At 73.0% G+C, this 26,762-nt stretch carries 21 protein-coding genes; 12 read left to right on the forward strand and 9 right to left on the reverse strand.

The features are described 5' to 3' along the window. Nucleotides 1-102 precede the first annotated feature (102 nt). From L6E12_RS08900 to L6E12_RS08935, 8 genes are all read left to right on the forward strand, one after another. Complete coding sequence (locus tag L6E12_RS08900; RefSeq protein WP_236227405.1) at nt 103-1,353, forward strand: cytochrome P450; 1,251 nt, start codon at nt 103-105, stop codon at nt 1,351-1,353. 32 nt (nt 1,354-1,385) lie between these two features. Continuing rightward, nucleotides 1,386-2,453, forward strand: coding sequence for an acetylserotonin O-methyltransferase (locus tag L6E12_RS08905; RefSeq protein ID WP_236227406.1), 1,068 nt, complete (start codon nt 1,386-1,388; stop codon nt 2,451-2,453). 37 nt (nt 2,454-2,490) lie between these two features. After that, the gene (locus L6E12_RS08910; RefSeq protein WP_236227407.1) at nt 2,491-3,294 is read left to right on the forward strand and encodes a bifunctional 2-polyprenyl-6-hydroxyphenol methylase/3-demethylubiquinol 3-O-methyltransferase UbiG; all 804 of its coding nucleotides are present in this window, start codon (nt 2,491-2,493) and stop codon (nt 3,292-3,294) included. Nucleotides 3,295-3,338: 44 nt separating this feature from the next. After that, entirely contained in the window at nt 3,339-4,499 is a 1,161-nt protein-coding gene (gene rifK / locus L6E12_RS08915) for a 3-amino-5-hydroxybenzoate synthase (RefSeq protein WP_236227408.1), read from the forward strand. Then, a complete protein-coding gene (locus L6E12_RS08920; RefSeq protein ID WP_236227409.1) occupies nt 4,496-5,560 on the forward strand; it encodes a Gfo/Idh/MocA family protein in 1,065 nt (354 codons plus the stop codon). The genes rifK and L6E12_RS08920 overlap by 4 nt, the downstream gene beginning before the upstream one ends. A 52-nt stretch (nt 5,561-5,612) precedes the next feature. Then, nucleotides 5,613-6,326 carry an HAD-IA family hydrolase gene (locus L6E12_RS08925; protein WP_236227410.1) on the forward strand — a complete coding sequence of 238 codons (714 nt, stop codon included), beginning with the start codon at nt 5,613-5,615 and terminating at the stop codon, nt 6,324-6,326. A 3-nt stretch (nt 6,327-6,329) separates the two neighbouring features. Next, the gene (locus L6E12_RS08930) at nt 6,330-7,226 is read left to right on the forward strand and encodes an ROK family protein (RefSeq protein ID WP_236227411.1); all 897 of its coding nucleotides are present in this window, start codon (nt 6,330-6,332) and stop codon (nt 7,224-7,226) included. A gap of 168 nt (nt 7,227-7,394) precedes the next feature. Then, nucleotides 7,395-8,651, forward strand: coding sequence for a cytochrome P450 (locus tag L6E12_RS08935; protein ID WP_236227412.1), 1,257 nt, complete (start codon nt 7,395-7,397; stop codon nt 8,649-8,651). 38 nt (nt 8,652-8,689) lie between these two features. Here the strand turns inward: L6E12_RS08935 and L6E12_RS08940 are convergent, their stop codons facing one another. Then, nucleotides 8,690-10,255, reverse strand: coding sequence for a bifunctional 3-(3-hydroxy-phenyl)propionate/3-hydroxycinnamic acid hydroxylase (locus L6E12_RS08940; RefSeq protein ID WP_236227413.1), 1,566 nt, complete (start codon nt 10,253-10,255; stop codon nt 8,690-8,692). A 394-nt stretch (nt 10,256-10,649) separates the two neighbouring features. Here L6E12_RS08940 and L6E12_RS08945 point away from each other — a divergent pair, with 394 nt between their 5' ends. The 3 genes from L6E12_RS08945 to L6E12_RS08955 all read left to right on the forward strand — a co-directional run bounded on the left by L6E12_RS08945 (nt 10,650) and on the right by L6E12_RS08955 (nt 14,474). After that, nucleotides 10,650-11,927, forward strand: coding sequence for a cytochrome P450 (locus L6E12_RS08945; RefSeq protein ID WP_236227414.1), 1,278 nt, complete (start codon nt 10,650-10,652; stop codon nt 11,925-11,927). 87 nt (nt 11,928-12,014) lie between these two features. Beyond that, nucleotides 12,015-12,470, forward strand: coding sequence for a type II 3-dehydroquinate dehydratase (locus L6E12_RS08950; protein ID WP_236227415.1), 456 nt, complete (start codon nt 12,015-12,017; stop codon nt 12,468-12,470). Between the two features lie 747 nt (nt 12,471-13,217). Further along, nucleotides 13,218-14,474 carry a LuxR C-terminal-related transcriptional regulator gene (locus tag L6E12_RS08955; protein WP_236227416.1) on the forward strand — a complete coding sequence of 419 codons (1,257 nt, stop codon included), beginning with the start codon at nt 13,218-13,220 and terminating at the stop codon, nt 14,472-14,474. Nucleotides 14,475-14,572: 98 nt separating this feature from the next. On the opposite strand, the gene L6E12_RS08960 is transcribed toward L6E12_RS08955, so the two are convergent. The 6 genes from L6E12_RS08960 to L6E12_RS08985 are packed head-to-tail and all read right to left on the reverse strand — an operon-like array spanning nt 14,573 to nt 22,981. Continuing rightward, nucleotides 14,573-16,183: an ABC transporter ATP-binding protein gene (locus L6E12_RS08960; RefSeq protein WP_236227417.1), complete on the reverse strand. Its 1,611-nt coding sequence runs from the start codon at nt 16,181-16,183 to the stop codon at nt 14,573-14,575. Nucleotides 16,184-16,193: 10 nt separating this feature from the next. Next, a complete protein-coding gene (locus tag L6E12_RS08965) occupies nt 16,194-18,494 on the reverse strand; it encodes an arylsulfatase (protein ID WP_236227418.1) in 2,301 nt (766 codons plus the stop codon). After that, a complete protein-coding gene (locus L6E12_RS08970; RefSeq protein WP_236227419.1) occupies nt 18,491-19,294 on the reverse strand; it encodes an ABC transporter permease in 804 nt (267 codons plus the stop codon). Before L6E12_RS08970 ends, L6E12_RS08965 begins: the two co-directional genes overlap by 4 nt. After that, entirely contained in the window at nt 19,291-20,250 is a 960-nt protein-coding gene (locus L6E12_RS08975) for an ABC transporter permease (protein ID WP_236227420.1), read from the reverse strand. The genes L6E12_RS08970 and L6E12_RS08975 overlap by 4 nt, the downstream gene beginning before the upstream one ends. After that, entirely contained in the window at nt 20,247-21,797 is a 1,551-nt protein-coding gene (locus L6E12_RS08980; protein WP_236227421.1) for an ABC transporter substrate-binding protein, read from the reverse strand. The genes L6E12_RS08975 and L6E12_RS08980 overlap by 4 nt, the downstream gene beginning before the upstream one ends. 8 nt (nt 21,798-21,805) lie before the next feature. Then, the gene (locus L6E12_RS08985; protein ID WP_374201852.1) at nt 21,806-22,981 is read right to left on the reverse strand and encodes an ROK family protein; all 1,176 of its coding nucleotides are present in this window, start codon (nt 22,979-22,981) and stop codon (nt 21,806-21,808) included. Nucleotides 22,982-23,243: 262 nt separating this feature from the next. Here L6E12_RS08985 and L6E12_RS08990 point away from each other — a divergent pair, with 262 nt between their 5' ends. Continuing rightward, nucleotides 23,244-24,161, forward strand: coding sequence for a TauD/TfdA family dioxygenase (locus L6E12_RS08990; protein WP_308074481.1), 918 nt, complete (start codon nt 23,244-23,246; stop codon nt 24,159-24,161). Nucleotides 24,162-24,275: 114 nt separating this feature from the next. On the opposite strand, the gene L6E12_RS08995 is transcribed toward L6E12_RS08990, so the two are convergent. Together L6E12_RS08995 and L6E12_RS09000 are read right to left on the reverse strand one after the other, a co-directional pair. After that, entirely contained in the window at nt 24,276-24,842 is a 567-nt protein-coding gene (locus L6E12_RS08995) for a CAP family protein (protein ID WP_236227423.1), read from the reverse strand. Between the two features lie 171 nt (nt 24,843-25,013). Further along, entirely contained in the window at nt 25,014-26,480 is a 1,467-nt protein-coding gene (locus tag L6E12_RS09000) for a YdiU family protein (protein ID WP_236227424.1), read from the reverse strand. Between the last annotated feature and the right edge of the window lie 282 nt (nt 26,481-26,762).

Consider the following 26,762-nt stretch of genomic DNA (forward strand, 5'->3'; position numbering starts at 1 on the left):
GTGCGCACTCCGCACACCTGGTCCCGCACCCCGGCGAAGTCCGCCCCGCGTCCGCCGGTGGGCCGGGGAAGTCCTTGCCAGCACACGGAAAAGGGGAGACCTGTGACAGCCACCGCCGAGAACCCGGCCGGGCCGGTCGAACTGCTCGCGCCGGAGCTGACGGCCGACCCGTTCGCCGGGTACGCGCGGATGCGCGAGCGGGCACCGATGCTGACCGGCACCATCGTCGACGGCGGGCCGCCGATGTGGCTGGTCACCCGCTACGACGACGTGCGCAGGGTCCTCACCGACCCCCGGTTCCTCAACAACCCGGCCGCGGGGCCCTCGCGCAACAGCTCCTCGATCATGAAGATGCTCAACATCCCGTCCGACCTGGTCGACTACCTCGCCGACAAGCTGATGCAGATCGACGGCGCCGACCACCGCAGGCAGCGGACCCTGGTCTCCAAGGTGTTCACCGCCAGGCGGGTGGCCGCGCTGCGCCCGCAGGTCGAGGACATCACCGCGCGGCTGCTCGACCGGATGGCCGAGGCGGGCCGCGACGGCGCGACGGTCGACCTGATGGCGTCGTTCTGCTACCCGGTGCCGATCACCGTCATCTGCGAGCTGGTCGGCATCGACGAGGCCGACCGCGGGAAGTGGGGCGAGTGGGGGCGGGTGCTGTCCGCGCCCACGGAGTACCTCGACCGCGTCCCGACCGTGCTGCGCGAGTGCGTCGACCACGTGCTCGACGTCATCGCGCGCAGGCGCGCGGAGCCGCGCGACGACCTGATCTCCGCGCTCGTGCAGGTCCAGGAGGACAACGGCGACCGCCTCTCCGAGCGAGAGATGGTCACCCTGGTCTTCACCCTGGTGATCACCGGCTACGAGACGACGACGTACATGCTGGGCAACTCGGTGCTGGCCCTGCTGGAGCACCCCGACCAGTTGGCGCTGCTGCGCGAGGACCCCTCCCGGTGGCCGCAGGCGGTGACCGAGCTGATGCGCCTGGGCCCCGCGCAGTGGGGGCTGCCGCGCTACCCGACCGAGGAGGTCGAGGTGGGCGGGGTGACGATCCCCGCGGGCTCGCCGGTCATGCCGCTGCTGCTGGCCGCGAACACCGACCCGCGCCGGTACGACGACCCCGACCGCCTCGACATCGGCCGCGACAGCGGGCAGACCCACCTCGGGTTCGGGCAGGGGACGCACTACTGCCTCGGTGCGCCGCTGGCCATCCAGGAGGCCGAGGTGGCGTTGCGGGCGCTGTTCACCCGGTTCCCGGACCTGTCCCTGGCGGTGGCGCGCGAGCAGATCCCGTGGGTGCCGCGGCCCGGGGTCACCCGGGTCGACGAAATCCCCCTCAAGCTCGCCTGAACCGGGACAACCGACCCGAAGGGAGTGGCGCGATGTCCGCAGCGGCCACGTTCGCCCGGCTCCGCGAGTACATGGTGGGGCCCACGCGGTTCATGATCCTGCTGTCGTGCTTCGAACTCGGCCTGGTCGACGCGCTCCGGGACAGGCCCCACCAGAGCGCGGCGCAGCTCGGCGAGGCCGTCGGCGCCGCGCCGGACGCCGTGGAGCAGTTGCTGCACCTGCCGGTCAAGGAGGGGTTCATCGCCCGCGACGAGCGCTCCGGGACCTACGCCCTCGACGCGTTCGCCGACATCCCCGAGGCCCACCTGGAGCAGGTGCTCTCCGTCCTGGACATGATCAAAGTCGTCATGCTCCGGCAGGGGTTCTACCTGACCGAGAGCGTCCGCACCGGCACGCTCGTCGGTCTGGACAGGCTCTACGGCTTCCAGGGCAACCTGTACGAGGCCGTGGCCGAGCACAAGGACCTCCGCGAGTCCTGGGCGACGATGATGGACGGCGTCACCACCCAGCTCGACCCCTGGTTCTTCCGCAACGTCCACATCCCGGCGGGCTCGCGGGTGCTCGACCTCGCCGGGAACACCGGTCTCGGCGCGATCCTCACCTACCGGATGAAGGCCACCCCCGGGTTGCGGGTGACCACCTTCGACCTGCCGGAGAAGGAACAGGAGTGCCTGGAGAACTTCCGGACCCACGGCGTGGCGGAGCACTGCTCCTTCCTCGGCGGTGACGTCTTCGCCGGTGTCCCCCGGGGGTTCGACGTGGTCCTGGTCAAGCACTTCCTCGACATGTTCGACAAGCGGGACGTGCTCAGGATCCTGGGCCGGGTCAGCGAGGCGCTGGACGTCGGCGGGCAGGTCAACATCCTGGTGCCGGTGTACCCCGACGACATCCGCGATCCCGGCAGCGCGGGGGTCGACATCTTCCCCGCCTACTTCCTCGGCTGCACCATGGGCCAGGGCGGACCGCAGAAGCTCTCGACCTACCGGTCCTGGGTGGAGGAATGCGGGTTCAGGGTGACCAAGGCCCTCGCCCAGGACCTCTCCTCGATGCCGGGGGCGCTGATCAGCCACGGCATCCTGTGCGCGACGAAGGTCGCGTGAGCACGGTGGAACCCCCGACAGGGAGAGGACTTCGTCGATGACCGCGACCAACGGCTGGGTGGCCGAGGACTACGCGCAGGTCAACGCACCGCACCTCAGGACCGCCCTGGCCGCGCTGTCCTTCGCGGACGAGGCACTGGTCCGGGGCGGCGCGTTCGCCGAGATCGGGTGCGGTACCGGGGAGGTCGCCAGGACCGCCGCCGAACGCGGGTTCGAGGTCTGGGCCTGCGACGCGTCCGCGTCCATGGTGGACGCCACCCGGCGGCTGTGCGCCGGGCTCCCCGTGCGGGCCGAGGTCTGCCCGGCCGAGGAGGCGGACCTGCCGCCGGAGCGGTTCACCGTGGTCCACTCGTCCTGGGTGCTGCACTGGTTGACCGAGGTCGAGGAACCGCTGCGCCGGATGGCCCGCTCACTGCGCCCGGGCGGGTACCTGGTGTTGCAGTGGACCGGCGCGCAGCCGCGCAGCCAGGGGCCGGGCATGTTCGGCATCCTGCGGGAGATCGCGGGCAGTCCGAAGTGGAGGGACCTGCTCGCCGAGGTGCAGCCCGCCGTGCACGAGTACCCGGCCGACGAGGTCGCGGCCGTGGTCGAGGGAGCCGGGCTGGAACTGACCCACTACGACCCGGAGCTCGCCCACCCGTTCAGCGCCAAGGGCCCCGGCCCGACCATGGCGGACCTGCCCGACCTGCGCAAGCGGTACAAGCTGGCCGGGTTCGCCGCCCAGGCCGCCGCCCTGGGCGACCGCGCCGACGAGTTCGTCGACGAGGTGCTGGGCACCATGATCCGGGCGGGCCGGGTCGACCCGCACCACGCCAGGGTCGTCGCCCGCCGACCGGCCTGACCCCACCCGAGTCCCCCCGAGGCCAAACGGAGATGTGGAGAGACATGAACGCGCGACCGGCACCGCAGTTCCCCCCGTGGCCCCAGTACGACGACACCGAGCGCGCGGGCCTGATCCGCGCGCTGGAGCAGGGCCAGTGGTGGCGCATGGGCGGCGACGAGGTGGACTCCTTCGAACGCGAGTTCGCCGAGCACCACGGCGCCGCGCACGCGCTGGCGGTCACCAACGGCACGCACGCCCTCGAACTCGCCCTCCAGTGCCTGGGCGCCGGGCCGGGCACCGAGGTCATCGTGCCCGCCTTCACCTTCATCTCCTCCTCGCAGGCCGCCCAGCGGCTCGGCGCGGTCGCGGTCCCGGTCGACGTCGACCCGGACACCTACAACCTCGACCCGGCGGCGACCGAGGCGGCCATCACCCCGCGCACCAAGGTGATCATGCCGGTGCACATGGCCGGGCTGATGGCCGACATGGACGCGCTGGCGAAGCTCTCCGCCGACACCGGTGTCACCCTGTTGCAGGACGCCGCGCACGCGCACGGCGCGCGCTGGCAGGGCAAGCGGGTCGGGGAACTGGGCACCGTCGCGGCGTTCAGCTTCCAGAACGGCAAGCTGATGACCGCGGGCGAGGGCGGCGCCGTGCTGTTCCCCGAGTCGGAGCTGTACGAGACGGCCTTCCTGCGCCACAGCTGCGGCAGGCCGCGCGACGACCGCCGCTACTTCCACCGCATCGCCGGGTCCAACCTGCGGCTCAACGAGTTCTCCGCGGCCGTGCTGCGGGCGCAGCTACGCCGCCTGGACGAGCAGGTCGCGCTGCGCGACGAGCGCTGGACCCTGCTGTCGCGGCTGCTCGGCGCGGTCGACGGCGTCATCCCCCAGGGCGGCGACGTGCGCGCCGACCGCAACTCCCACTACATGGCGATGTTCCGCGTCCCCGGCATCGGCGAGGACAACCGCAACGCCCTGGTCGACCGGCTGGTCGCGGCGGGCCTGCCCGCGTTCGCTGCGTTCCGCGCCATCTACCGCACCGACGCCTTCTGGGAGATCGGCGCACCCGACGAGACCCCGGAGGCGGTCGCGGAGCGCTGCCCCAACGCCGACGCCATCAGCGCGGACGGCGTCTGGCTGCACCACCGGGTCCTGCTCGCCGACGAGGAGGCCGTCCACGCCACCGCCGAGATCATCGCCGAGGCTGTGGCCGCAGGATGAGCGTGCGGGTGGCGGTGGTCGGGCTCGGCTGGGCCGGGCGGGAGCTGTGGCTGCCCCGGCTGCGCGAGCACGCCGACTTCGAGGTGGTCGCCGCCGTCGACGCCGACCCGGCCGCGCGCGCCGCGTTCGGCGCGGCGGCGGGGATCGCGGTCCACCCCGCGGTGGATGCCCTCACCGCGCGGGAGGTCGACCTCGCCGTGGTCGCGGTACCCAACCACCTGCACGCCGAGGTGGCAGGCACCCTGCTCACCGGCGGCATCCCGGTCTTCCTGGAGAAGCCGGTGTGCCTGACCGCGGCCGAGGTCGACGCCCTGGCGGCGGCCGAACGCGGCGGCGCGGTGCTGCTCGCGGGCAGCGCCGCCCGCCACCGCGGTGACGTCGCCGCGCTGCGGCGGCTCATCCCCGACCTCGGCGGCGTCCGGCACGTCGACCTGGCCTGGGTCCGGGCGCGCGGCGTGCCGCGGTCGGGCTGGTTCACCCGGCGCGACAAGGCGGGCGGCGGGGTGCTGTTCGACCTCGGCTGGCACCTGCTCGACGCCCTCGCGTTCCTGCTCGGCCCGGTCGGGTTCGCGCAGGTGGTCGGGGTGACCTCGGACGACTTCGTCAACGCCGACGGCTGGGGCGCGGCCTGGCGGCGGGACCGCTCCGCCGCCGACCCCGCCGACGTGGAGGACACCGCCCGCGGCTTCCTGGTCCGCGAGGACGGCGTCTCGGTGTCCCTGCGGACAAGCTGGGCCTCGCACGAGGCGCTCGACGCCTCCCTGATCCGGGTCGAGGGCAGCGCGGGGGTCGCGGAGCTGCGGTGCACCTTCGGCTTCAGCCCCAACCGGCAGCCCGAACCCGTGCTGACCCTGACCCGCGAGGGCACCACCACCCGGCTCGCCGTGCCCGCCGAGCCGATCGGCGCGGAGTACCGCAGGCAGCTCGACGGCCTCGCCGCGCTGCTGGCCGACCCCGCCAACCGGGGCAGGGCCGTCGCCGAGGCCCGCACGAACGTCCGCACCATCGAGAGCTTCTACGCGTCGGCCCGTTCGGCAGGCGCCACGCCCGCCTTCCGGTGACCCCGGCGGGCCGCGCGATCCCGACCCCGCCACCGATCCCGTGGAGAACCCCATGACGACCGCCCCCACCACCGGACACCCCACTGGCGGACACCCCACCGCCGCGACGGACGCGCCCACCCCGACCAGGCTCGCGGTCATCTTCGACCTGGACGGGGTCGTCGTCGACAGCTTCGCGGTGATGAACCGGGCCTTCGCCACCGCCTACGCCGAGGTCGTCGGCGACGGCCCGGCCCCGTTCGCGGAGTACCGGCGCCACCTGGGCCGCTACTTCCCCGACATCATGCGGATCATGGGGCTGCCACTGGAGATGGAGGAGCCGTTCGTCCGCGAGAGCTACCGCCTCGCCGACCAGGTGAAGGTCTTCGACGGGGTGGTGGACCTCCTGGTGACGCTGCGGGCGCGCGGGCTGCGGCTGGCCGTGGCCACCGGCAAGAGCGGACCGAGGGCGCGCTCGCTGCTCGACGTGCTGGACCTGCTGCCGTTCTTCGAGCACGTGATCGGCTCCGATGAGGTCGCCAGGCCCAAGCCCGCCCCGGACATCGTGCGGCACGCGCTGGACCTGCTGGGCGTGTCCGCCGAGCAGGCCGTCATGGTCGGCGACGCGCCGACCGACCTGGCCAGCGCCCGGGGCGCGGACGTGGCCTCGGCCGCCGCGCTGTGGGCCGGACCCGAGGAGGGCGAACTGCTCGCCGCCCGCCCCGACGCGGTGCTGCGGCACCCGGCGGACCTGCTCGCCCTGTGCCCACCGCTGCCCGGCCGCTGAGGGATGGAGAGGCACGTCCTGGGCATCGATGTCGGCGGCACCAAGGTCGCCCTGCGGGCCGAGACCGACGCGGGCGGCGTGGACGAGACCGCGTTCACCTGGGGCCCCCGGCGCAGCGCCACCCTGGACCTCGCCCAGCTCGCCGAACACGTGGACCGGTTGCGCACCAGGCTCGGGACGCCGTTCGCGGCGGTGGGCGTCGCCATGCCCGCCACGGTCGGACCGCGGGGCCGGGTCACCGCCTGGCCCAGCAGACCGGAGTGGACCGGGCTCGCGCTGGAGGCGTCGCTGCGCGCGCTGTTCCCCGGAGCGGTCGTCGCCTGGGCGGACGACGGCGACCTCGGCGCGCTCGCGGAGGCCGAGGTGTCGGGCTGCGACGACCTGCTCTACCTCGGGGTGGGCACCGGCGTCGGCGGCGGTCTGCTCCTGGGCGGCGCGCTGTGCCCGGGGCTGGGCCGTGGCTCCTTCGAGATCGGGCACGTGGTCGTGGAGATGGACGGCGCGCGGTGTGCCTGCGGTCGCCGGGGGTGCCTCCAGGCGATCGCGTCCGGACCGGCCACCCTGCGCCGCGCGACCCTCCTGCGCGGGACGGCGGTCACCTTCGGGGAACTGCGGTGCGGCGTGCGCGACCGGCAGCCCTGGGCCGTCGCCGCCGTGGAGCAGACGTGCCGGGCCGTGGCCACCGCCGTGGCGGGTGTGCAGGAACTGGTCCACCCGCGACTCGCCCTGATCGGCGGCGGTTTCGCCGACGGCATTCCCGGTTTCACCGGGATGGTGTCCGACCAGCTCGCCGGACTGGCCCGCCCCGGCCACCCCCCGCTGCCGGTCGGGCCCGCCGCGCTGGGCGGGCTGTCCTCGCTGCGCGGCGCGGTGTCACTGGCCCGCCTCATCGCCCCCTGACCCGCCCGCTCCTATCAGGTTGGGGGATGCCCGGCCCGTCACCCCTGTCCTAGCCTGCCGGAGAGCCGTGTTCGCGGTGGGGCGGAACGGATCCCCGCCGGACGACGGAACTCCTCTCGCGCGCCCGCCGCGCAGGCGGATCCTTCCCCGACGCAGAACGGGAGACCGATGACAGCCACCGCCGCGAACCCGGCCGAACCGGCCGAGCCGATCGAACTGCTCTCACCGGAACTCACCGCCGACCCGTTCGCCGGGTACGCCAGGATGCGCGAGCAGGCGCCGGTGCTGACCGGCTCGGTCCTGGGCGGGCCACCGGTGTGGATGGTCACCCGCTACGACGACGTGCGCCGGGTGCTCACCGAACCGTGCTTCCTCACCAACCCGGCCTCGGTGCCGGGGGCGGAGGTGGAGGACGGGCCCGCGATCCTCAAGCAGCTCAACATCCCCGACGACGTGGTGGACCTGATCGCCCTGGCGATGATGAACCTCGACGGCGCCCCGCACGCCCGGCTGCGCAAGCTGGTCTCCCGGGCGTTCACCGCGCGGCGGGTGGCCGAACTGCGCCCGCAGATCGAGCACATCACCGCCGGACTGCTCGACGGGATGGCCGAGGCGGGCCGCGACGGCACACCGGTCGACCTGGTGTCGGCGTTCTGCTACCCGGTGCCCATCGCCGTGATCTGCGAGCTGGTCGGCATCGACGAGGCCGACCGCCCGCAGTGGCACGGGTGGGGCCGCGTGCTGTCCCTGATGCAGGTCGAGCACCTGCCGAGGATCCTGCGCGAGTGCGCCGACCACGTGCAGGAGGTCATCGCGCGCAGGCGTGCCGAGCCGCGCGACGACCTGATCTCCGCACTCATCCAGGCCCAAGAGGAGGACGGCGACCGCCTCTCCGACCGGGAGATGGTCCGCCTGGTCTTCACCATGGTCACCGCCGGGCACGAGTCGACCACCTACCTGCTGGGCAACTCGGTGCTGGCCCTGCTGGAGCACCCCGAGCAGCTCGCCCTGCTGCGCGCGGAGCCGTCCCGGTGGCCGCAGGCGGTGCGCGAACTCATGCGCCTGGGACCCTCCCAGTTCGCCCAGGCCCGCTACACCGCCGAGGAGGTCGAGCTGGGCGGCGTGACGATCCCGGCCGGGGAACCGGTCGTGCCGCTGCTGCTGGCCGCCAATACCGACCCGCGCAAGTACGACGACCCCGAGCGGCTCGACGTGTGCCGCAGCGCCGGGAACCACCTCGGGTTCGGCATGGGGTCGCACTACTGCCTCGGCGCACCGCTGGCCTACCAGGAGGCGGAGGTGGCGCTGGAGGCGCTGTTCACCCGGTTCCCGGACCTGTCCCTCGCGGTGGGGCGCGAGGAACTGCCGTGGGCGCTGCGCCCCGGCTTCACCCGGGTCGCGGAACTCCCGCTGCGGCTGGCCTGAGCGCCGCCCCCGTCGGCCGACCCGGCAGGCGGGGGCGGTCAGCGCACCGGGTGCGGTGCGGGCGCGCACACCTGGGAGCGCAGGTCGTCGATCAGCGCCGGGATGCCGTCCTGGCTGCTCACCGCACCGAAGACGTGGTGGTCCGGGCGCACGAGCACCGCCGTCGCCCCGAACCGGGCCAGGTACGGCCGGTAGACGTCGTCCAGGTCCACCACCGAACTGCCATCGGGTGCCTGCCCGCGGGGGAGCAGCCGCACCACGCGGCCACCCAGGTCGGCGAGGAACGAGAGCCGGTCCTCGTCGAGGGCGGGAAGCGGGTCTCCGGTGGTCAGCAGCAGGAAACCCCGGCCGACGACGTCATCGAACAGCCCGGTTCGGCCCCGCAGGTCCACCCGCCCCTGCGGCAGGACCGCCCCCGCGGGCGGCCCCGCCCCCCGGTGCAGCAGCCCACCGGTGAGCGGCTTCGCCTCCTCCGGCCGCGTCGGCGGCCTGCCCCGCCGGTTGGCCAGCACCGTGGCGTCCCGCTCGGCGGCGGCCACCGGGTCGGTCACGCAGATCACCCGTCCCAACTGGACCGACGCCAGGATCGCCGCCTTGGCCTGCTCCCGGCGTTCCTCGGTGTAGCTGTCCAGCAGCGCCCCGGCCGCGACCCCGCGCAGCACCAGGTCCAGCTTCCAGGCCAGGTTGACCACGTCCCGGATGCCGGAGCACATGCCCTGACCGGCGAAGGGCGGCATGAGGTGGGCGGCGTCCCCGGCCAGCAGGACGTGCCCCACCCGCCACCGGTCCGCCCACCTGGCCTGGAACATGTACGTGGTGCTGCGCAGCAGGGTGGCGGTGTCCGGGGTGACGCCGAACGGCGCCAGCAGCCGCCAGGCCGTCTCCTCCCGGTTCAGCTCGGCGGTGCTCTCACCCGGCAGGCGCATGAACTCCCAGCGCCTGCGCCCCGGGCCGCTGCCCACCAGGGTCGTGGGCCGCTCCGGGTCGCAGACCTGCACGTTGGTGGGGACGAACTTGCGCGGTTCGCGCAGCTCCACGTCGCAGAGCAGCCACTCGTGGGAGAACCCGAGGTCGGTGACGGGAACGTCGAGGTGCTCGCGCACGAAGCTGTTGGCGCCGTCGCACCCGACCACCCACCGCGCGGACAGGACGCGGGTGGCGCCGTCGTCGGTGGTGGCGGTCACCTCCACCCCTTCCTCGCCGTCGGCGATCCCCACGACCTCGTGCCCGCGCAGCACCGCGATCCCGGGCAGCGCCGCCACCCTGGCCGCGATCAACTCCTCCAGGGCGGGCTGGTGCACGGTGTTGGCGTCCGGCCAGCCGTAGCGGCCCGCCGTGGTGAACGCGATGTCCAGCAGCACCGCGCCGCCCGCGGTCTGCCACTGGTAGCCGTTGGCGGGCTCGGTGATCCGGCCGAGGTCCGGGCCGATCCCGGTCGCGGCCAGCAGCCGGGCGGTCTCCCCGTCGAAGCTGGTCGCCCGGGGCAGCCGGTAGGGCCGGGGGCGGCGTTCGAGCACGACGACCCGCCGACCGCGCTGGGCGAGCAGCACCGACAGCGCGGCCCCGATCGGCCCGTTGCCGACGATGACGACGTCCGCGTCCACTCCACCCAACGGCGTCAAGGAAACCTCGCAGGTGCGCGTTGTTCACAGCATCGGATTCGCGTCACTGGATTCGACAGAACGGTATTGGGCTCCTCGTAACGTGTCAAGGAAAGGGAAGACTATCAGGTTGGGGGATGCCCATCCGGTCATTCCTGCACTAACCTGCCGCCGCCCCGCCGCGGTCCCCACGTCAATCGTATGTCGCTGGAACCACTGCTGCACAACGGAAGCGTGATGGTCGAGAAGTGTGGCTCGACCTTCGGGGGCGTGCATGGGCGCGGTCATCCGCCCGAATCGGATAAATCGTTGCGCACTGTTCGGAAATCGGTATCTTCGAGGCAACACCCCGTTGACGGCGGCCGGGGTCTGGATTCCGCCGGGAACAGGACCACCGATGAGCAGCTCCACGACGGAATCCGCCGCGCCGTCCGATGAGGACAGACCGGTCTACCGACTGCCCTTCCCCGAGGGGCTCACCGACCGCGGTACCTGCCCGTTCGACCCGCCCGCCATGCTCACCGAGTGCCGCGAGGAGGGCGAGGTGCTCCCGATCCGGCTGACCGACGGCGACACCGGCTGGCTGGTCACCGGGCACGACGAGGCCCGCACCCTGCTCGGCGACCCCCGGCTCAGCTCCGACCGGCTGCGCAACCCGCTGGTCGTCAAGCTCCCGCCGGAGCTGCGCGCGCAGCTCACGCACGAGGACGCGGTCGCGGGCAACTTCATCGCCATGGACGCGCCCGCCCACACCCGCTACCGCAGGCTGCTGGCCGGGCAGTTCACCGTCCGGCGGATCCGGCAGCTCGAACCGCGCATCCGCGAGATCGTCGCCGAGCGGCTCGACGGCATGCTCGCCGCGGGCACCAGCGCCGACCTGGTGCCGGACTTCGCCCTGGCGGTGCCGTCCCTGGTGATCTGCGAACTGCTCGGCGTCGCCTACGCCGACCGCGCGGAGTTCCAGGTCCGCACCGCCAAGCTGCTCGACCTGCGGGTCTCCATCGACGAGCAGCTCGCCGCCCTCGACGAGCTGCGGCAGTTCCTCCTCGCCCAGGTGCGGCGCAAGCGCGCCACCCCCACCGACGACCTGCTCTCCGGGCTCATCCACACCCCGGCGGAACCCCCGCTCACCGACCAGGAGGTGGCGGGCATGGCGACCCTGCTGCTCGCGGGCGGGCACGAGACGAGCGCGAACATGCTGGCGCTGGGCACCTTCGCCCTCCTGGAGCACCCCGAGCAGCTCCGGGTGCTGCGCGACCGCCCCGAGCTGGTCGACGGGGCGATCGAGGAGCTGCTGCGCTACCTGACTGTCATCCACCACGGCCTGCTGCGCACCACGACCGCGGAGGTGGAGGTCGCGGGCCGGGTCATCCCGGCGGGCGCGCTGGTCATCATCTCGGTGTCCGAGGCGAACCGGGACCCGCGCCACCACGACCGACCGGGCGAGTTCGACCTCAGCCGCCCGCGCCAGGGCAACCTCGCCTTCGGCCACGGCATCCACCAGTGCATCGGCCAGCAACTGGCGCGGCTCGAACTGGTCATCGGGTTCACCGAGCTGGTGCGGCGGCTGCCCGGGCTGCGCCTGGCGGTCCCGGCCGAGCAGGTCCCGCTGCGCGAGAAGATGGCCGTCTACGGCGTCCACAGCCTGCCCGTGGCCTGGGACGCCGCCCCGTAGCGACTACCAACCCTGGCGGTGGTGCCCCGCGGCCCGCCTCGACAGCATGGAGGAGTCCCCGCAGGCCGGTGAACAGCGAGGTGTCCCGTGAGCGTCGTGCTCCTTCTGAACGGTCCGAACCTGGGCATCCTGGGCCAGCGGGAACCGGAGGTGTACGGCACCGACACGTTGGCGGACATCGAAGCCGCGGTCGCCGAGGAGGTGCGCGTCCGGGGCTGGGAGGTCGCCTCGGTGCAGCACGACTCGGAGGGCGACCTGGTGGGCGCGATCCACCGGCACCGCGGCAGCACCGTCGGCGCCATCGTCAACCCCGGTGCCCTCATGATCGCCGGGTGGAGCCTGCGCGACGCGCTGGCCAGCTACGCGCCGCCGTGGGTGGAGGTGCACCTGAGCAACGTGTGGGCGCGGGAGAGGTTCCGGCACGACTCGGTGATCGCCCCGCTGGCGAGCGGTGTGGTGGTCGGCCTCGGCGCCTTCGGCTACCGCTTGGCCGCCCGGGCGCTGCTGCACCTGTGCGCCGGGACACCGGGTGGCCCGAGCTGATCGCGCGGCGGGCGGCGAACGGCCACTGACGCGCACGCGCAACCCTGATTAATCACATCAGGTCGGAATGGCATCGGACTGCTCGCTCGAACCCCGGGGGACCTCCAGCGCATACGGGTAGTGTTATCCCACCGGTGGGCCAGTGAATTGTCGGAACCCCCTTTGGGTTAAGCGCAGATCATTACTGTCTGTGACAGCATTCCCACGGCCGGACCAGTCGCGGTCTCTGTGGTCCAGTGGCCGGTCTCTTGTGCGCCCGATTCCCACCCCCTGGGTCAGGTGCCCCGACAACGCGCTCGACCGGCCTTCCGGTCGCGCGGGTCCGGCTGGTCAGAGTGCTGTGAACAGCGGGAATACCCGAGCTGAACACTGTCTCGATGGTCTCGACAACTGCCGCCGCCGCAGACTGCCCTGATGTGCGCACGCGAAGTGCGCGCACCGGCAGTTGGAAAGACACGCTGCTTTCGACGGCTTGCAGACTGCGACGTGCATCACAGTGGCGCAGTCATGATACGTTACCGGCTGTAGTCTGTGAGAAACCAACTACGAGGGGTTTACTGTGCCTTGTTTGTTTGAGCACGGCGCCCATCGACGTGTTGGCAGTGCATTCGGTCGCGATCGGACAACGCGGCGAACAGTTGCGGTCCGAGGCCGAGAACGCGTTCTCGGCGGGGCTCCGACCCCCCGCTGAGAGCGCTGTCGCCTCGCGTGTGACCCGGATGGCCAACCGTCGTTAGGTGAACCGACATGCGATTCGTCCAAGATCCCTTCGCGGGCTTCGTCGACGACCCGGTGCGCGAGTCGTGCGAAGTCGCCGAACTCCTCGAGCGCTCCACCTCCTCCTGGTACGAGGGGCGGCTCGACCTGGGCCTGCGGTACGCCGCCGCCGCGACCGCCGTCGAGTGCCGCGAACCCCACGAGTTCTGCCAGCAGGCCCAGTTCTGGTACGTGAAGCTGCTCATCAAGGCCAGGGAACTCGAAGCGAGCAGCCTGGTGCTCGACGCCATCGAGGTGCCCGGCGGTGGAGCGCAGCCGCAGCGGATGGTCGCCATGTCCCACGCCGTCCGGGGCGAGCTGCTGTTCGCCATGGGCGCCACCGACGACGCGGTGGCCGAGGTGAGCGCGGGCCTGCGGATCGCCGAGCGGTGCGGGGTCCGCTCCCTGCGCCCGCCCGGCTACGTGGTGATGGCGCTCGGCGCGCTCCGCCGGGCCGACATGCGGGTCTGCCTCCACTTCGTGGACAAGCTCGCCGACGAGGCCCTCCTGGGCTACGGCCACGCCGCGGGCGCGTGGGTGACCGCCCACGCCATGGAGGCCCGCAGCGGCGTGGCGAGCGCGGCGGGCCTCATCGCGGGCATCGTCACCAACCCCGTCGTCCTGCGCCAACTCCTCGTGTCCGAGCCCGCCGCCGCCTCCTGGCTGGTCCGCGCCGCGGGCAAGCTGGGCGCCGACGACCTGGCGCGGACGACCGTGACCGCCGCCGCGGATGCCTCCGCCCACCACCCCCGCTTCAACGTCATCAGGGGGTCGGCCCTGCACGCCGCGGGCCTGCTGGAGGGCGACCCCGACAAGCTCCTCCAGGCGGCCGACCTCTACCCCGACCGGTGGTGCGGGGCGTCCGCGCGGGAGGACATGGCCACCTCCCTGGCCGAGCGCTGCTCCGAACGCGACAGGGCGATCCGCGCCTTCGAGTCGATCCTGAGCACCTACAACGCGATCGGCGCCACCCGCGACGCCTCCCGCGTGGTCAACAAGCTGCGGGACTTCGGCGTCCGCCGGGGCGCCACCCGCACCGTGGAACGCGAGGGCCCCATGCACCACGGCCTCACCGACGCGGAGTTCGCGGTCGCCGACCTCGTCAGCCAGGGGCACACCAACAACGAGGTGGGCAGGCAGCTCTTCATCTCCCAGCACACGGTGGCCTTCCACCTGAAGAAGGTCTTCCAGAAGATGAACGTCGCCTCCCGCGTCGAGCTGGCCGCCAGTTGGAAAGTGATGCAGTAGCCGGTCGAACCGCCCCCCGCGCGTCCGAAGCCCCACCAGTCTCACCGGCGCCACCCGCCGGAACCATCCCCAACGTGGGTAGTCCGAGCAGGTCCGGCTCAGGGCGTCGAGGCGGCGGTGAGGGCCGGGCGGCGGGCGGCGGGGTCGAGGACGGGGACGGCGGCCACCAGGCGGCGGGTGTAGTCGGCCCTGGGGGTGCGCAGCACCTCGTCGTGCGGGCCCTCCTCCTCGACCTTCCCCGCCCGCAGCACGACCACCCGGTGGGCCAGGGCATCCACCACGGCCAGGTCGTGGCTGATGAACAGGCAGGCGAAGCCCAGGTCCCGTTGCAGGTCCGCCAGCAGTTCCAGGATCGCCGCCTGCACCGAGACGTCGAGGGCGCTGGTGGGTTCGTCGGCGATCAGCAGGTCCGGGTGCAGGGCGAGGGCCCGGGCCAGGCCGACGCGCTGGCGTTGGCCGCCGGAGAGTTCGGTGGGTTTGCGGGTGGCGTGGGCGGCGGGGAGGCGGACCGCGTCGAGGAGTTCCGGGACGCGCTGGGCGGCGCCGTCCACGCCGTGGATGCGGAAGGGTTCGGCGACGCACTCGGCGACCGTCAGCAGGGGGTCCAGGGAGCTGCCCGGGTCCTGGAAGGCGAAGCCGAGGCGGGCGCGGGTGGCGCGCAGGTCGCGCCGGGACAGCCGTTCCAGCGGTGCGTCGAGCAGCCGGGCCGAGCCCGAGGTGGGGCGCAGCAGGCCCGCGGCGACCCGGCCGATGGTGGACTTGCCCGACCCGGACTCGCCGACCAGGCCGACCACCTCACCGCGGCCGACCCGCAGGGTGACGCCGTCGACGGCGCGGAAGTCGGGGCGGCCCCGGCCGCCGGGGTAGGTGACGACGAGGTCGGTGAGGCGCAGGGCGTCGGTGTCGGTGGTGACCGGCGTGGCCGGTGGGCGGTGACCCAGGCGGGGGACGGAGTCCAGCAGGAGCCGGGTGTAGGGGCGGGCCGGTTCGGTGAACAGCCGGTGCACCGGGGCGTCCTCCTCGACCAGGCCGTCGCGCAGGACGACGACCCGGTCGGCGAGTTCGGCGACGACGCCCATGTTGTGGGTGATCAGGAGGACGGCCGTGCCCAGGCGGTCGCGCAGGTCGCGGAGCAGGGCCAGGATCTCCGCCTGGACCGTCACGTCCAGCGCGGTCGTGGGTTCGTCGGCGATGATCAGTCGCGGGTCGTTGGCCAGGGCGATGGCGATGACCACCCGTTGGCGCTGGCCGCCGGAGAGCTGGTGCGGGTAGTGGCGGGTGCGCGCGGCCGGGTCGGGGATGCCGACCAGCTCCAGCAGGCGCACCGCCTCGGCGTCGGCCTGGGCGCGGGTGAGGCGGCGGTGGGCGCGCAGGGTGGTGCGTAGCTGCCTGCCGATGGTGAACACCGGGTTCAGCGCCGTCGCCGGGTCTTGGAAGACCATGGAGACCTCCCGGCCCCTGACCCGGCGCAGGGTCGGTTCGGGTGCGCCGATCAGCTCCCGCTCGCCCAGGCGGGCGCTGCCGCGGACGGTGGCGGTGCCGGGCAGCAGGCCCAGCACGGCCCGGGCGGTCACCGACTTGCCCGACCCGGACTCGCCCACCAGGGCCACCACCTCACCAGGGTCGATCCGGAACCCCACCCCCCGCACCGCCGGGGTGGGTCCGAAGTCGACGGTCAGGCCGTCGACGGTCAGCACGCTGTCGGTCATCTCGGGGGTCCTAGTCGTAGACGCGTTCGGCCTCGGCCCACAGCCGGGCGAGGAGGGCGGGGTCGTAGGCGGCCTGCGGCCCGGGTTCGTAGCGCACGTGCCGCAGCGCGCCGGTGTACGGGAACGCCCGCTCGGCGGTGTGCAGGTCCCAGTCCACCGGGCCGCCGCGGTCGGCGCCGACGCTGATTCCGGTGAAGGGGGCCAAGCCGATCAACTGGGGCACCGGTCCGATCGAGGCGGCCGAATCGCCCGCGGTCAAGGTCAGGGCCCACTCGAAGTCCGGCAGCGCCCGCGCGGTCAGCCGGACCTCGACATCGCCATCCCGCAGGGGCAGCGGCTCGGAGCGGAACGGCTTTCCGTAGGCGTTGTAGGTCAGGTGGACCGCGTCCCGGTCGACGAACACCACGTACCCGCCGCCCTGGTCGCCGTGCGCGAACAGCACACCCCGGTCGCCCGGGTGGAAGTCGACGGCCGCGGTGGCGGTGAAGTCGCGGAACTGGACCAGTTGCGCGGACCGGTAGCGCTCCAGCGTGGGCGTCCCCGGGTACAGGGTCACCGGGCGGCTGAACCGCTCGTCGGACGGGCGGCGCAGGTGCGCGGCCGGGCCGTGGTCGGTCAGCGGGAACACCGTGTTGCGCCAGGCTTCCCGCTCCCACGCCGCCGCCAGTTCGGCGAGCTTGCCCGGGTGCGCGGCGGCGACGTCCTCGGTCTCCGTCGGGTCCTCCGCCACGTGGTACAGCTCCCACTCGCCGTCGTCGTAGGCGGTTCCGGGGACGTGGCGGGTGACGACCTTCCACCCGTCGGCGTAGTAGCCGCGGTTGCCGCCGGTCTCGGTGTACTGGCTGGTGTGCGGGCTCGCCGCGTCCGGGTCGCGCAGCACGGGCACCACGCTCACCCCGTCCTCCTCGACCGCGGGCACGCCGTGGCGAGCCTCCAACCGGGGCACGCCCGCCAGCTCCAGCAGCGTCGGCGTCACGTCGGTGACGTAGGCGTACTGGTGGCGCAGGCCCGGTTGCAGCCCGGCGGGCCAGTGGGCGAGGAACGGCGTGCGGACCCCGCCCGCGTAGGTGTCGGACTTGTAGAGCCGGAACGGGGTGTTCGACGCCTGCGCCCAGCCGCGCGGGTAGTGCACGGTCGCCTGCGGGCCGCCGAGCAGGTCCAGGTCCCTGGCCACGTCGCGGTCCCAGGTGGACGGGACACCGGGCACGTGCACGAACTGGCTGAAGTAGCTGCGCGTGCCCTCCGGGCCACCCTCCGCGGTGGCGCCGTTGTCGGAGGTGAACACGACGATGGTGTTGTCGAGTTCACCGTGCCTGCGCAGCGCCTCCACGACCCGCCCGACGCTGCGGTCCACCGCGTGCAGCGTGGCCGCGTACACCTCCATGTACCGGGCGAAGAACTCCCGCCGGTCCGCGGGCACCTCCGACCACGGCGGCACGTCCCGGCCCGGTTCGCTGTTGCGCGGCGGCAGGGTGGTGCCGGGCGGGAACAGGCCCTCGGCGAGCTGCTTGGCGAAGCGCCGCTCCCGGATGACGTCCCAGCCCTCGTCGTAGCGGCCCCGGTAGTGGGCCAGGTCGGCAGGCGTGGCGCCGAGCGGGCCGTGCATGGCGTGGTGGGCGAAGTACAGGAAGAACGGCTTGTCCGGATCGCTGGCCCGCAGGGTGTCGACCATGCCGATGGCGCGGTCGGTCAGGTCGTCGGTCAGGTGGTAGCCGTCGCGGTAGTCCGCCACGTCGTAGGGGCTGTTGTCCCACACCAGCCGGTGCGGGTGGTGCAGGTTGGTCAACCCCTCCAGGCTGCCGAAGTACCGGTCGAACCCGCGTTGCAGCGGCCACGACGACCGGTCGGCCGCGTCGTGGCTCGCCGCGTCCCTGGTCAGGTGCCACTTGCCGACCGCGAGGGTGGCGTAGCCCGCCGCGCGCAGCGACTCCGGCAGCGACGGGGCGTCGTCGGGAAGCTGGAAGGAGAACCCGGGGTAGCCGGGGTCGGAGTTGGCCGGGAACGCGAACCCGGCCCGGTGCGGGTTCAACCCGGTCAGCAGCGCCGCGCGGGACGGCGAGCACAGCGGGGTCGTGTGGTAGTTGCTCAGCCGCAGCCCGCCCGCGGCCAGCGCGTCCAGCGCCGGGGTGTCGACCTCGCCGCCGAACGGGCCGATGTCGGCGTAGCCGAGGTCGTCGACCAGCACGACCACGATGTTCGGCCTGCCCGCCCGGCCCGGCTCGGCTGGCCAGGCGGGCCGGGACTCGGCGAAGGTCCGCCCGACCCGGCCGGGGAAGCCGGTGTAGCCGCGGGCGTGGGGTGGGGTGCTCATACCGCCTCCAGGGCCGGGTTGCCCGCACCGCGCGCCAGCAGCCCGAAGCCGAGCACCAGCGCCGCGATCACCACCAGCGGACCGACGGCGAACAGCGGGTTGAGGTCGAGGTAGCGCAGGGACGTGGCCAGCAGCGACCCCAGCGACGGGTTCGGCGGGGTGACGCCGATGCCCAGCACGCTCATCGCCCCCTCGATGAACACCGCCACCGACATGGACAGGGCGAGCTGCACCAGCACCGGCCCGCGGCAGTTGGGCAGCACGTGCGTGCGCAGCACCCAGCCCCGCCCACCGCCCGCCACCTCGCTCGCGGTGACGAACTGGGCCTCGCGCACCCGCAGCACCGCCGCGCGCAGCAGCCTGCCGAACACCGGGATCTCCACCAGCACCACGACCAGCACCACCGACGTGGCACCGGGGCCGATGACCGCGGCGAGGCCGATGGCCAGGATGAGCTGCGGGAAGGCCAGCAGCACGTCGAACACCCGCTGCACGGCCACGTCCAGTGCCGCGTTCACCGTGGCCAGCGCACCGACCGCGCACCCGAGCAGCGCGCCGAGCGGGACCGCGACGAAGCTGGTCAGCAGGTCCACCCGGATGCCGGTGAGCAGCCGGGCGAGGATGTCGCGGTTGAGCTCGTCGGTGCCCAGCGGGTGCGCCGCGGACGGGCCGAGCAGGTTCGCGCCGTCGATCTGGGTGTACGGGTCGTGCGGGACCAGCAGCGGCCCGAGCAGCCCGGCCACCACGACCAGCCCGACGAGCACACCCCCCACGAGCACCTGGGCTGGCAGCCGCCTCACCGCGCACCCCCCAACCGCACCCGCGGGTCCAGCCACGCGTGCGCCACGTCGGTCAGGAGCTGGATGACCACGAACACCGCCACCGACAGCATCAGCAGCACCTGCACCACGGGGTAGTCGCGGCGGGTGATGCCCTGCTCCACCAGCAGCCCCAGCCCCGGCCAGGCGAAGATCGACTCCACCAGCACGGCCCCGCCCAGCAGCGACCCGGTTTGCAGGCCCAGCGCGGTCATGCTGACCGGCAGGGCGTTGCGCAGGGTGTGCCAGAAGACGACCGACCGCCGCGACACTCCTGCCGCCAGAGCGGTGAGCACGTAGTCCTGGCGCAGTTCCGCGCGCAGCGTCTCCGCGAGGAACCCGGTCAGCACCGCCGAGACCGGCAGGGCCAGGCACACCGCGGGCATCAGCAGGTACTGGGCGGTGATGTCGACCCGGTCGAGCAGCCCGCCCGGCGGCACCCCGCCGGTGGGCAGCAGCCGGAACACCACCCCGAACACCAGGATCAGCAGCACCCCGGTGGCGAAGGTCGGCAGCGCGACCGCCGCGGTGTGGAAGGCGGTCAGCGCCCGGTCGAGCCAGCCGCCGCGCGAAACGGCCCACAGCGGCCCCAGCACCAGCGCCACCAGCACGGCGAGCAGCAGCGCGGCCAGGGTCAGGGTCAGCGTGTTCGCCAGCCCGTCGGCAACCAGGTCGGCGATGTCCCCGCCGACGAGGTACGACCGCCCCAGGTCCGCCGAGAGCAGCCCGCCGACCCACCGCGCGTACTGCTCGGCCACCGGCAGGTCCAGCCCCAGGTCGTGGCGGATCGCGGCCACCACCTCGGGGGTGGCGTCCGGACCGGCGAGGGCGCTGGCCGCGTCCCCGGGGACGGCCCGGAGCACGAGGAACACCAGCACCGACGCCAGCCAGAGCACCGCCACCGCGGACGGGACGCGGCGCAGCAGGTAGCGGATCACGACAGGTACGCCTTGCTCAGGTCGAGTTCGCGCCTGCGGGTGTAGTCCACGTCGTGCAGCGCATCCCGCAGCACCACCTGCTCGAACACCACACCGATCTCGGTCAGGAACGAACCGTCGAGCAGTTGCTTCGACAGCTCGGCGTACGCGGCCGGGGTGTCCCCGCCCACCGGCACCTGCCACGCCTTGTCGGCCGCGGCGGTGTAGGCGTCGGCGGTGAAGTGGGAGGCGTTGCGGCGGGCGTTGAACGGGTACGCGCTCACCGCCAGGGTGGACGGGGTGAACTGGGCCCAGGAGTGGGTGGTCGTCCACAGGCCGGGGAACTGGGCGCCGATGAGCTGCTTGACGAACTGCGTGGAGTCCACCGGCCGCAGCTCGACGGTGATGCCGACCCGGCTGAGGTCGTTCTGCACGATCTGCGCCACGGAGGTCGCGACGTTGTCTGTGCCGACGTAGGTCAGCGGCACGGTCGGCACCGGCTGCCCGTGCTCGGCCAGCAGCGCCCGCGCCTTCGCCGGGTCGTGGGTGAAGTGCCCGTCGAGGGTGGCGTCGAAGGCGGGGCTGCCCTTGGGCCACGGCAGCGACGTCGGGTACCCGGCACCGCGGAAGACCTCCTTGATGATCCGGTCGCGGTCCAGGGCGAAGCCGATCGCCTGCCGCACCCTCGGGTCGTCCAAGCCGGGCACCGACACGTTCACCCCGACGTAGGACTGCAACTCGGCGCCGCGGTCGAGCGGCTTGACGGTGACGCCGGGGGTGTTCGCCACCGACTCCGCGTCGCGGTAGCCGATGCCGCGGGCGAGCTGCACCTGACCCGACTTGAGCGCCGACAGCAGCGACTGGCCGTCTGGGATGACCCGCACGTGCACGCCGTCGAGGTGCGCCGGGCCGCCCCAGTAGTCCGGGTTGCGGGAGAAGGTCAGGTCGGTGTTGGGGCGCCACTGGTCGAACCGGAACGGTCCGGTGCCGACGAACCGCTTGCCGGTGCCGATGTCCGCCGCGGTCTCGCTGTCGAGGATCGGCGCGGTGTCGAGCAGGTCGAACAGGTTGCTCACCGGGTGCGCCAACCTGAGCGTGACTTCGGTGGGGGAGGGGGTCTCCACGGCGGTGATCGCCGCGGCGGTGCTGCGCAACTGCCCGTTCCACTTCGGGTCGGCGTAGGCCTGGAGGGAGAACTTGACGTCCTCGCTGGTGAACGGGCGGCCGGTGTGGAACTTGACGCCCTGGCGCAGCTTCAGCGTCAGCGAGGTGCCGTCCGGTGCGGCCGTCCACTCGGTGGCGAGCGCCGGTTGCGGCTTGAGGTCGTCCTTGCCGTAGCGGATGAGCGGCTCGTAGACCAGGCCGACCACGGTGGTGATGGACACGTTGCTGTTGGTCAGGATGTTGCCGGGGACGAGGTCGACGTTCACCCCGACCTCGGCCACACCGCCCTGCTTCGGGGCGCCGCCCGGGCTGCCGGACTGGGCGTCCACAGCGGACTGGCAGGCGGCCGTGGCCAGCAGCAGGGCGGTCGCGGCCACGCCGCGCAGGACTGCGCGTCTGCGCAAGGGGGAGTTCACGGGGTCGATGCCTTCCGGGTGGGGCGGACGAAGTCGAAGGGGTTCTCGAAGACTCGGGTGAGCAGTCCGGTGCAGGCGGCGACCGCCTGCACCGCGGGTCCGAACGGGGTGACCGACACCAGGTCGGCCGTGCCGGGCAGGGTGGTGGTGTCGCGGAAGCTGCGCAGCAGGTCGGGCAGCCGGTCGGGGTCCTCGGTGACGGCCTGGCCGCCGAGCACCACCGCGTGCGGGTTGAGCACGTCGCGCAGGATGGCCGCGGCGCGGCCGATGGTGTGCGCGCGGTCGGTGAGCAGCCCCACGGCCCGGCTGTCGCCCCCGGCCGCCGCGGCGCGCACCAGCCGGATGTCCGCCTCGTCCACGATCCCCGCCGCCGCGGCGCGCTCGGCCACGGTGCGGTCGCACACCTCGGCCTCCAGGCAGCCCAGCGCACCGCAGGGGCACTCGGCGAGCCCGCCCACCGGCAGGTGCGCGATCGTGCTGCCGCCCCACGGTCCGCGGTGCAGCCTGCCGTCGACCACCAGGGCGATGCCGACGACCTCGCGGGCGTAGAAGTACAGCAGGCTCGGCGCGCTCGCGCCGCGGCCGAACACCATTTCCGCGCTGGCCATCGCGGCCACGTGGCCCTCCAGCAGCACCGGCAGCCCGGTGGCGCGGCGCAGCGCCTCCGCGGCGGGCACCGACCGCCAGCCCAACCGCTCGTGGTCGAGCAGACCGCGCTCGGTGTCCACCTGACCACCGCTGGCCAACCCCACCCCGAGCACCACGCGGCGCGGGAAGCGGCGCAGGAACGCCCGCAGCTTCCCGGCGATGTGCGCCAGGGCGTCCTCGGCGTCACCGGACGGGGTCGGCAGCTCCTGCGAGGCGATGATCGCGCCGCGCAGGTCCGCCAGGCCGTAGGTGGTGGTGCTCACTCCGATGTGGACACCGCCGACGGCGAACACCCCGTCGTCGAGGTGCAGCGGTACCCTCGGCCTGCCGATGCTGCCCACCGGGACCAGTTCCGGGTGCTCGCGCACCAGGCCGACCTCGATCAGCGCGGACACGCTGCGGCTGACCGTGGGCAGGCTCAGGCCCGTGCGCTCGCCGATGGCGGCGCGCGAGAGGGGACCGGCGCGGCGGATCACGGCGAGCACGCCCGCGGCGGTGGCGTTTCTGGACAGGGCGGCCTCGATTGTCTCTGCGGGCGGGCGGCGGTTTCCCCTTCTGTTCACAGGGGAGACGAACCGCCGCACGCGCGGTCGGATGAGTCGCCGGGCGGCTGCTGCGGCACCCGGACAAGCAGGAAGGCTCGGTTCGACCGCCCTGGAAGTCAACGTTGCCCGCAATGTGGAATCCCGGCCCGTACTTATTTTCAGTGTGGCAAGAAGCCTTGTCCGCTGCGCAGGCGCGTTCGTACGGTCAGCGCATCCCACCAAACCCGTGAAAGGGGTTCCCGTGAGCCTGCGAACGCAGAACGCGGTCACCACGACCAAGCTGGGCGGTGTCATCGGCGCCAGGGTCGACGGCGTGCGCCTCGGCGGCGACCTCGACGCCGCGACCGTCGCCGAGGTGCGGCGGGCCCTGCTGGCCAACAAGGTCATCTTCTTCCGCGACCAGCACCACCTCGACGACGACGGCCAGCTCGCGTTCGCCTCGCTGCTGGGCGAACCGACGCTGGCGCACCCCACGGTCAAGGGCGTGCGCAACGCGAACGTGCTGCCGATCGACTCCGAGCACGGCAAGGCCAACAGCTGGCACACCGACGTCACCTTCGTCGACCGCATCCCGTCGGTCAGCATCCTGCGCGCCCTGCACCTGCCGCCCTACGGCGGCGACACCACGTGGGCCAACACCGCCGCCGCGTACGAGACCCTGCCGCCGTCGCTCAAGGCGCTCGTGGACGGCCTGTGGGCGGTGCACACCAACGCCTTCGACTACGCGGCCAACATCGACGAGACCCGCATCGGCGGCGTGGACACCAAGACCAAGGAGTACCGCGCCGAGTTCGTCTCCGAGCTGTTCGAGACCGAGCACCCCGTGGTCCGCGTGCACCCGGAGACCGGTGAGCGCACGCTGGTCCTCGGCCACTTCGTCAAGCGGTTCATCGGCCTGTCCTCCACCGAGTCCGCCGCCCTGTTCCAACTGCTCCAGGCCCGCGTGACCCGCCTGGAGAACACGGTCCGCTGGCAGTGGCGGGAGGGCGACGTCGCCATCTGGGACAACCGCGCCACCCAGCACTACGCCGTCGCCGACTACGACGACCACCCGCGCCGCCTGCACCGCATCACCCTCGCGGGCGACGTCCCGGTCAGCGTCGACGGCACCCGCAGCACCCCGCGCACGGGTGACGCCTCGCACTTCTCCAGCCTCTGAGCGCGCGAGAGCCCGTTGCCGACCCACCCCGGGCGGTCCTGGCGCGTCTACACAGGACAAATCCGGAGTGGACCGGCAACGGGCTCGCGGTCGGGCGCCCGCGCCGTCAGCGCCTCACTTGACGGGACGGCCGACGTTCTGCGGGAACTGGCCCGGGTAGTTGCCCGGGGGCGTGTAGCGGACCACGACGAACCTGCTCGCCTGCTGCATGATCGTGCCCGCCCGGCACTGGACCACGACCGCGCTCACCTTGGTGGTCGACTTCCACACGAGCTGGGTGAAGTGCCCGGTGGCGGCCGAGAAGCCGGGGTTGTTGTAGTTGTACTTCGACGCCTCGGCCATCCAGGAGTCCACCGCCTCCTTGATGCCCGCCTTGGGGTCGGAGCTGGCGTACAGGTTCTCCCCGTACTTGCCCTGGCTGTTGGAGTGCTTGAACCGGCACCCGTTCGCGTACTGCTGCGTCGCGGCGGTCAGGGAGGGGTCCCACGACACCGGCGGGGCGCCGTAGCGCGCCCTGGCCGCGTTGTGCGCGGCGACGACCTCATCGCTGAACGCGTCCTTCGCCACTGCGCTTCCCCGCTCGTCCGCCTGCGGCGCACCGGTTGCCTGTGCGGCACCCGTCACCACCGTCAACGCCAGGCACACCGAAACCCCGGTCAGCAAAGCACGTGCACGCTTCATGACAGCCTCCTGTCCATTCCCCCGGCCGAATTGCGAACTGCGACAACAATCCGATGGTGCGTCGGCAGCTCGGCGCCCGCCGGGGGAGTCACCCCATCGTGTGGAGGCTGACCTGGGCAAACCACTCCATTGCGGACGTTTGACCCCGACGTCGCGGAGGCAGTGCTCGGCTCAGGTCCCGCAGAAGGTCTGGTACGTGGAACCGAAGTCCCGCGGGGCGGGTTCGGCGTAGCGGTCGAGCCCGGGTCGCTCGTCGAAGGGAGCGCTCACCGCGTCCAGCAGCCGCCGGAACGGTTCCAGGTCGCCACCGGTCGCGGCGGCCAGCGCTTCCTCGACGAGGTGGTTGCGGGGGACGTAGACGGGGTTGACCCGGTCCATCGCCTCCGCGTCCGGGCCCAGCGCGCGCCAGCGGTCCAGCCAGCCGTCGATCCCGGCGAGGTCGAGGACCAGTTCGCGCGCGGGCTCGGCGTCCCCGCGAGCGGCGGCGGCGAGGCGGCGGTGGAACGAGGTGTGGTCGACGTGGTTGTCCCGAAGCAGGGTCAGCAGGTCGTCGACCAGCGGCGCGGTCGCCGCCGGGTCGAGGCTGTCGGGCAGGCCGAGCTTGGCCCGCATCCCGGCCGTCCAGGCGTCGTTGTACTGCCTGCGGAACTCCCCGAGCGCCTGCACCGCCAGCTCGACGGCCCGCTCCTGGTCGTCGGCGAACAGCGGCAGCATGGCCTCGGCGAGCCGGGCCAGGTTCCACTCCGCCATCGCGGGCTGGTTGCCGTAGGCGTAGCGCCCCTGGTGGTCGATGGAGCTGTACACGGTGGCCGGGTCGAAAGCCTCCATGAACGCGCACGGCCCGTAGTCGATGGTCTCACCGGAGATCGTCATGTTGTCGGTGTTCATCACCCCGTGCACGAAGCCCACCAGCATCCACCGCGCCACCAGCGCCGCCTGGTCGGCCACCACCGCCTCGAACAGCGCCAGGTGCCGCAGCTCGGCCGCCCCGGCGTCGGGGTGGTGGCGGGCGATGGCGTGGTCGGCGAGCCTGCGCAGCAGGTCCACGTCCCCGGTCGCGGCGGCGTACTGGAAGCTGCCCACCCGCAGGTGGCTGCTCGCCACCCGCGCCAGCACGGCCCCCGGCAGCGGGCCGTCCCGGTGCACCGGCGTCCCGGTCGCCACCACGGCCAGCGATCGGGTCGTGGGGATCCCCAGGGCGTGCATCGCCTCGCTGACGACGTACTCGCGCAGCATCGGCCCGACCGCCGCCAACCCGTCCCCACCTCGGGAGAAGGGTGTGCGCCCGGACCCCTTGAGGTGCAGGTCGCGCGGCAGCCCGTCGGCGTGGACGAGTTCACCGAGCAGCAGCGCCCGCCCGTCGCCGAGCCGGGGGGAGTAGCCCCCGAACTGGTGCCCGGCGTAGGCCTGGGCCACCGGTGCGGCCCCCTCTGGCACCAGGTTCCCGACGAGCAGCCGCACCCCCTCGGGCCCGCGCAGCCACCCGGGGTCGAGGCCGAACTCGGCGGCCAGGGCGCCGTTGAGCACGAGCAGCTCCGGCGCGGCGGCCACGTCCGCCTGCCAGGGCAGGGCCATCTCCGGAAGCGTGCGGGCGAACTCGTCGCCCAGGGTCACGGTCGACAGCGGTGCGGTGGTCACCCACCCAACGGTACGCGGTGCAGGCCCCGCGGGCAGACGGCGCGGCGGCGGCCGACAGTCCACTCCGGCACGCCGCCCCCGGCGCCCGTTGTAAGCTCCCCGCCGGGGCTTCCGGGGGGAGGATCGGTTCAGCGTGAACACGTCCGACATCTGGCTGCGCGACGTCGAGAAGTGGGTGACCGCCGCCGAACACGAGGCGTCGAGCGCGAATGTGGTCCACACCACCGCGTGGGCACCCCCACCCGGAGCCGAACCCGCCCCCGGTCACAACACCCTCCCGCC

Origin of the sequence: Actinokineospora sp. PR83 (assembly GCF_021056305.1) — a bacterium.
Classification (GTDB): Bacteria; Actinomycetota; Actinomycetes; order Mycobacteriales; family Pseudonocardiaceae; genus Actinokineospora; species Actinokineospora spheciospongiae.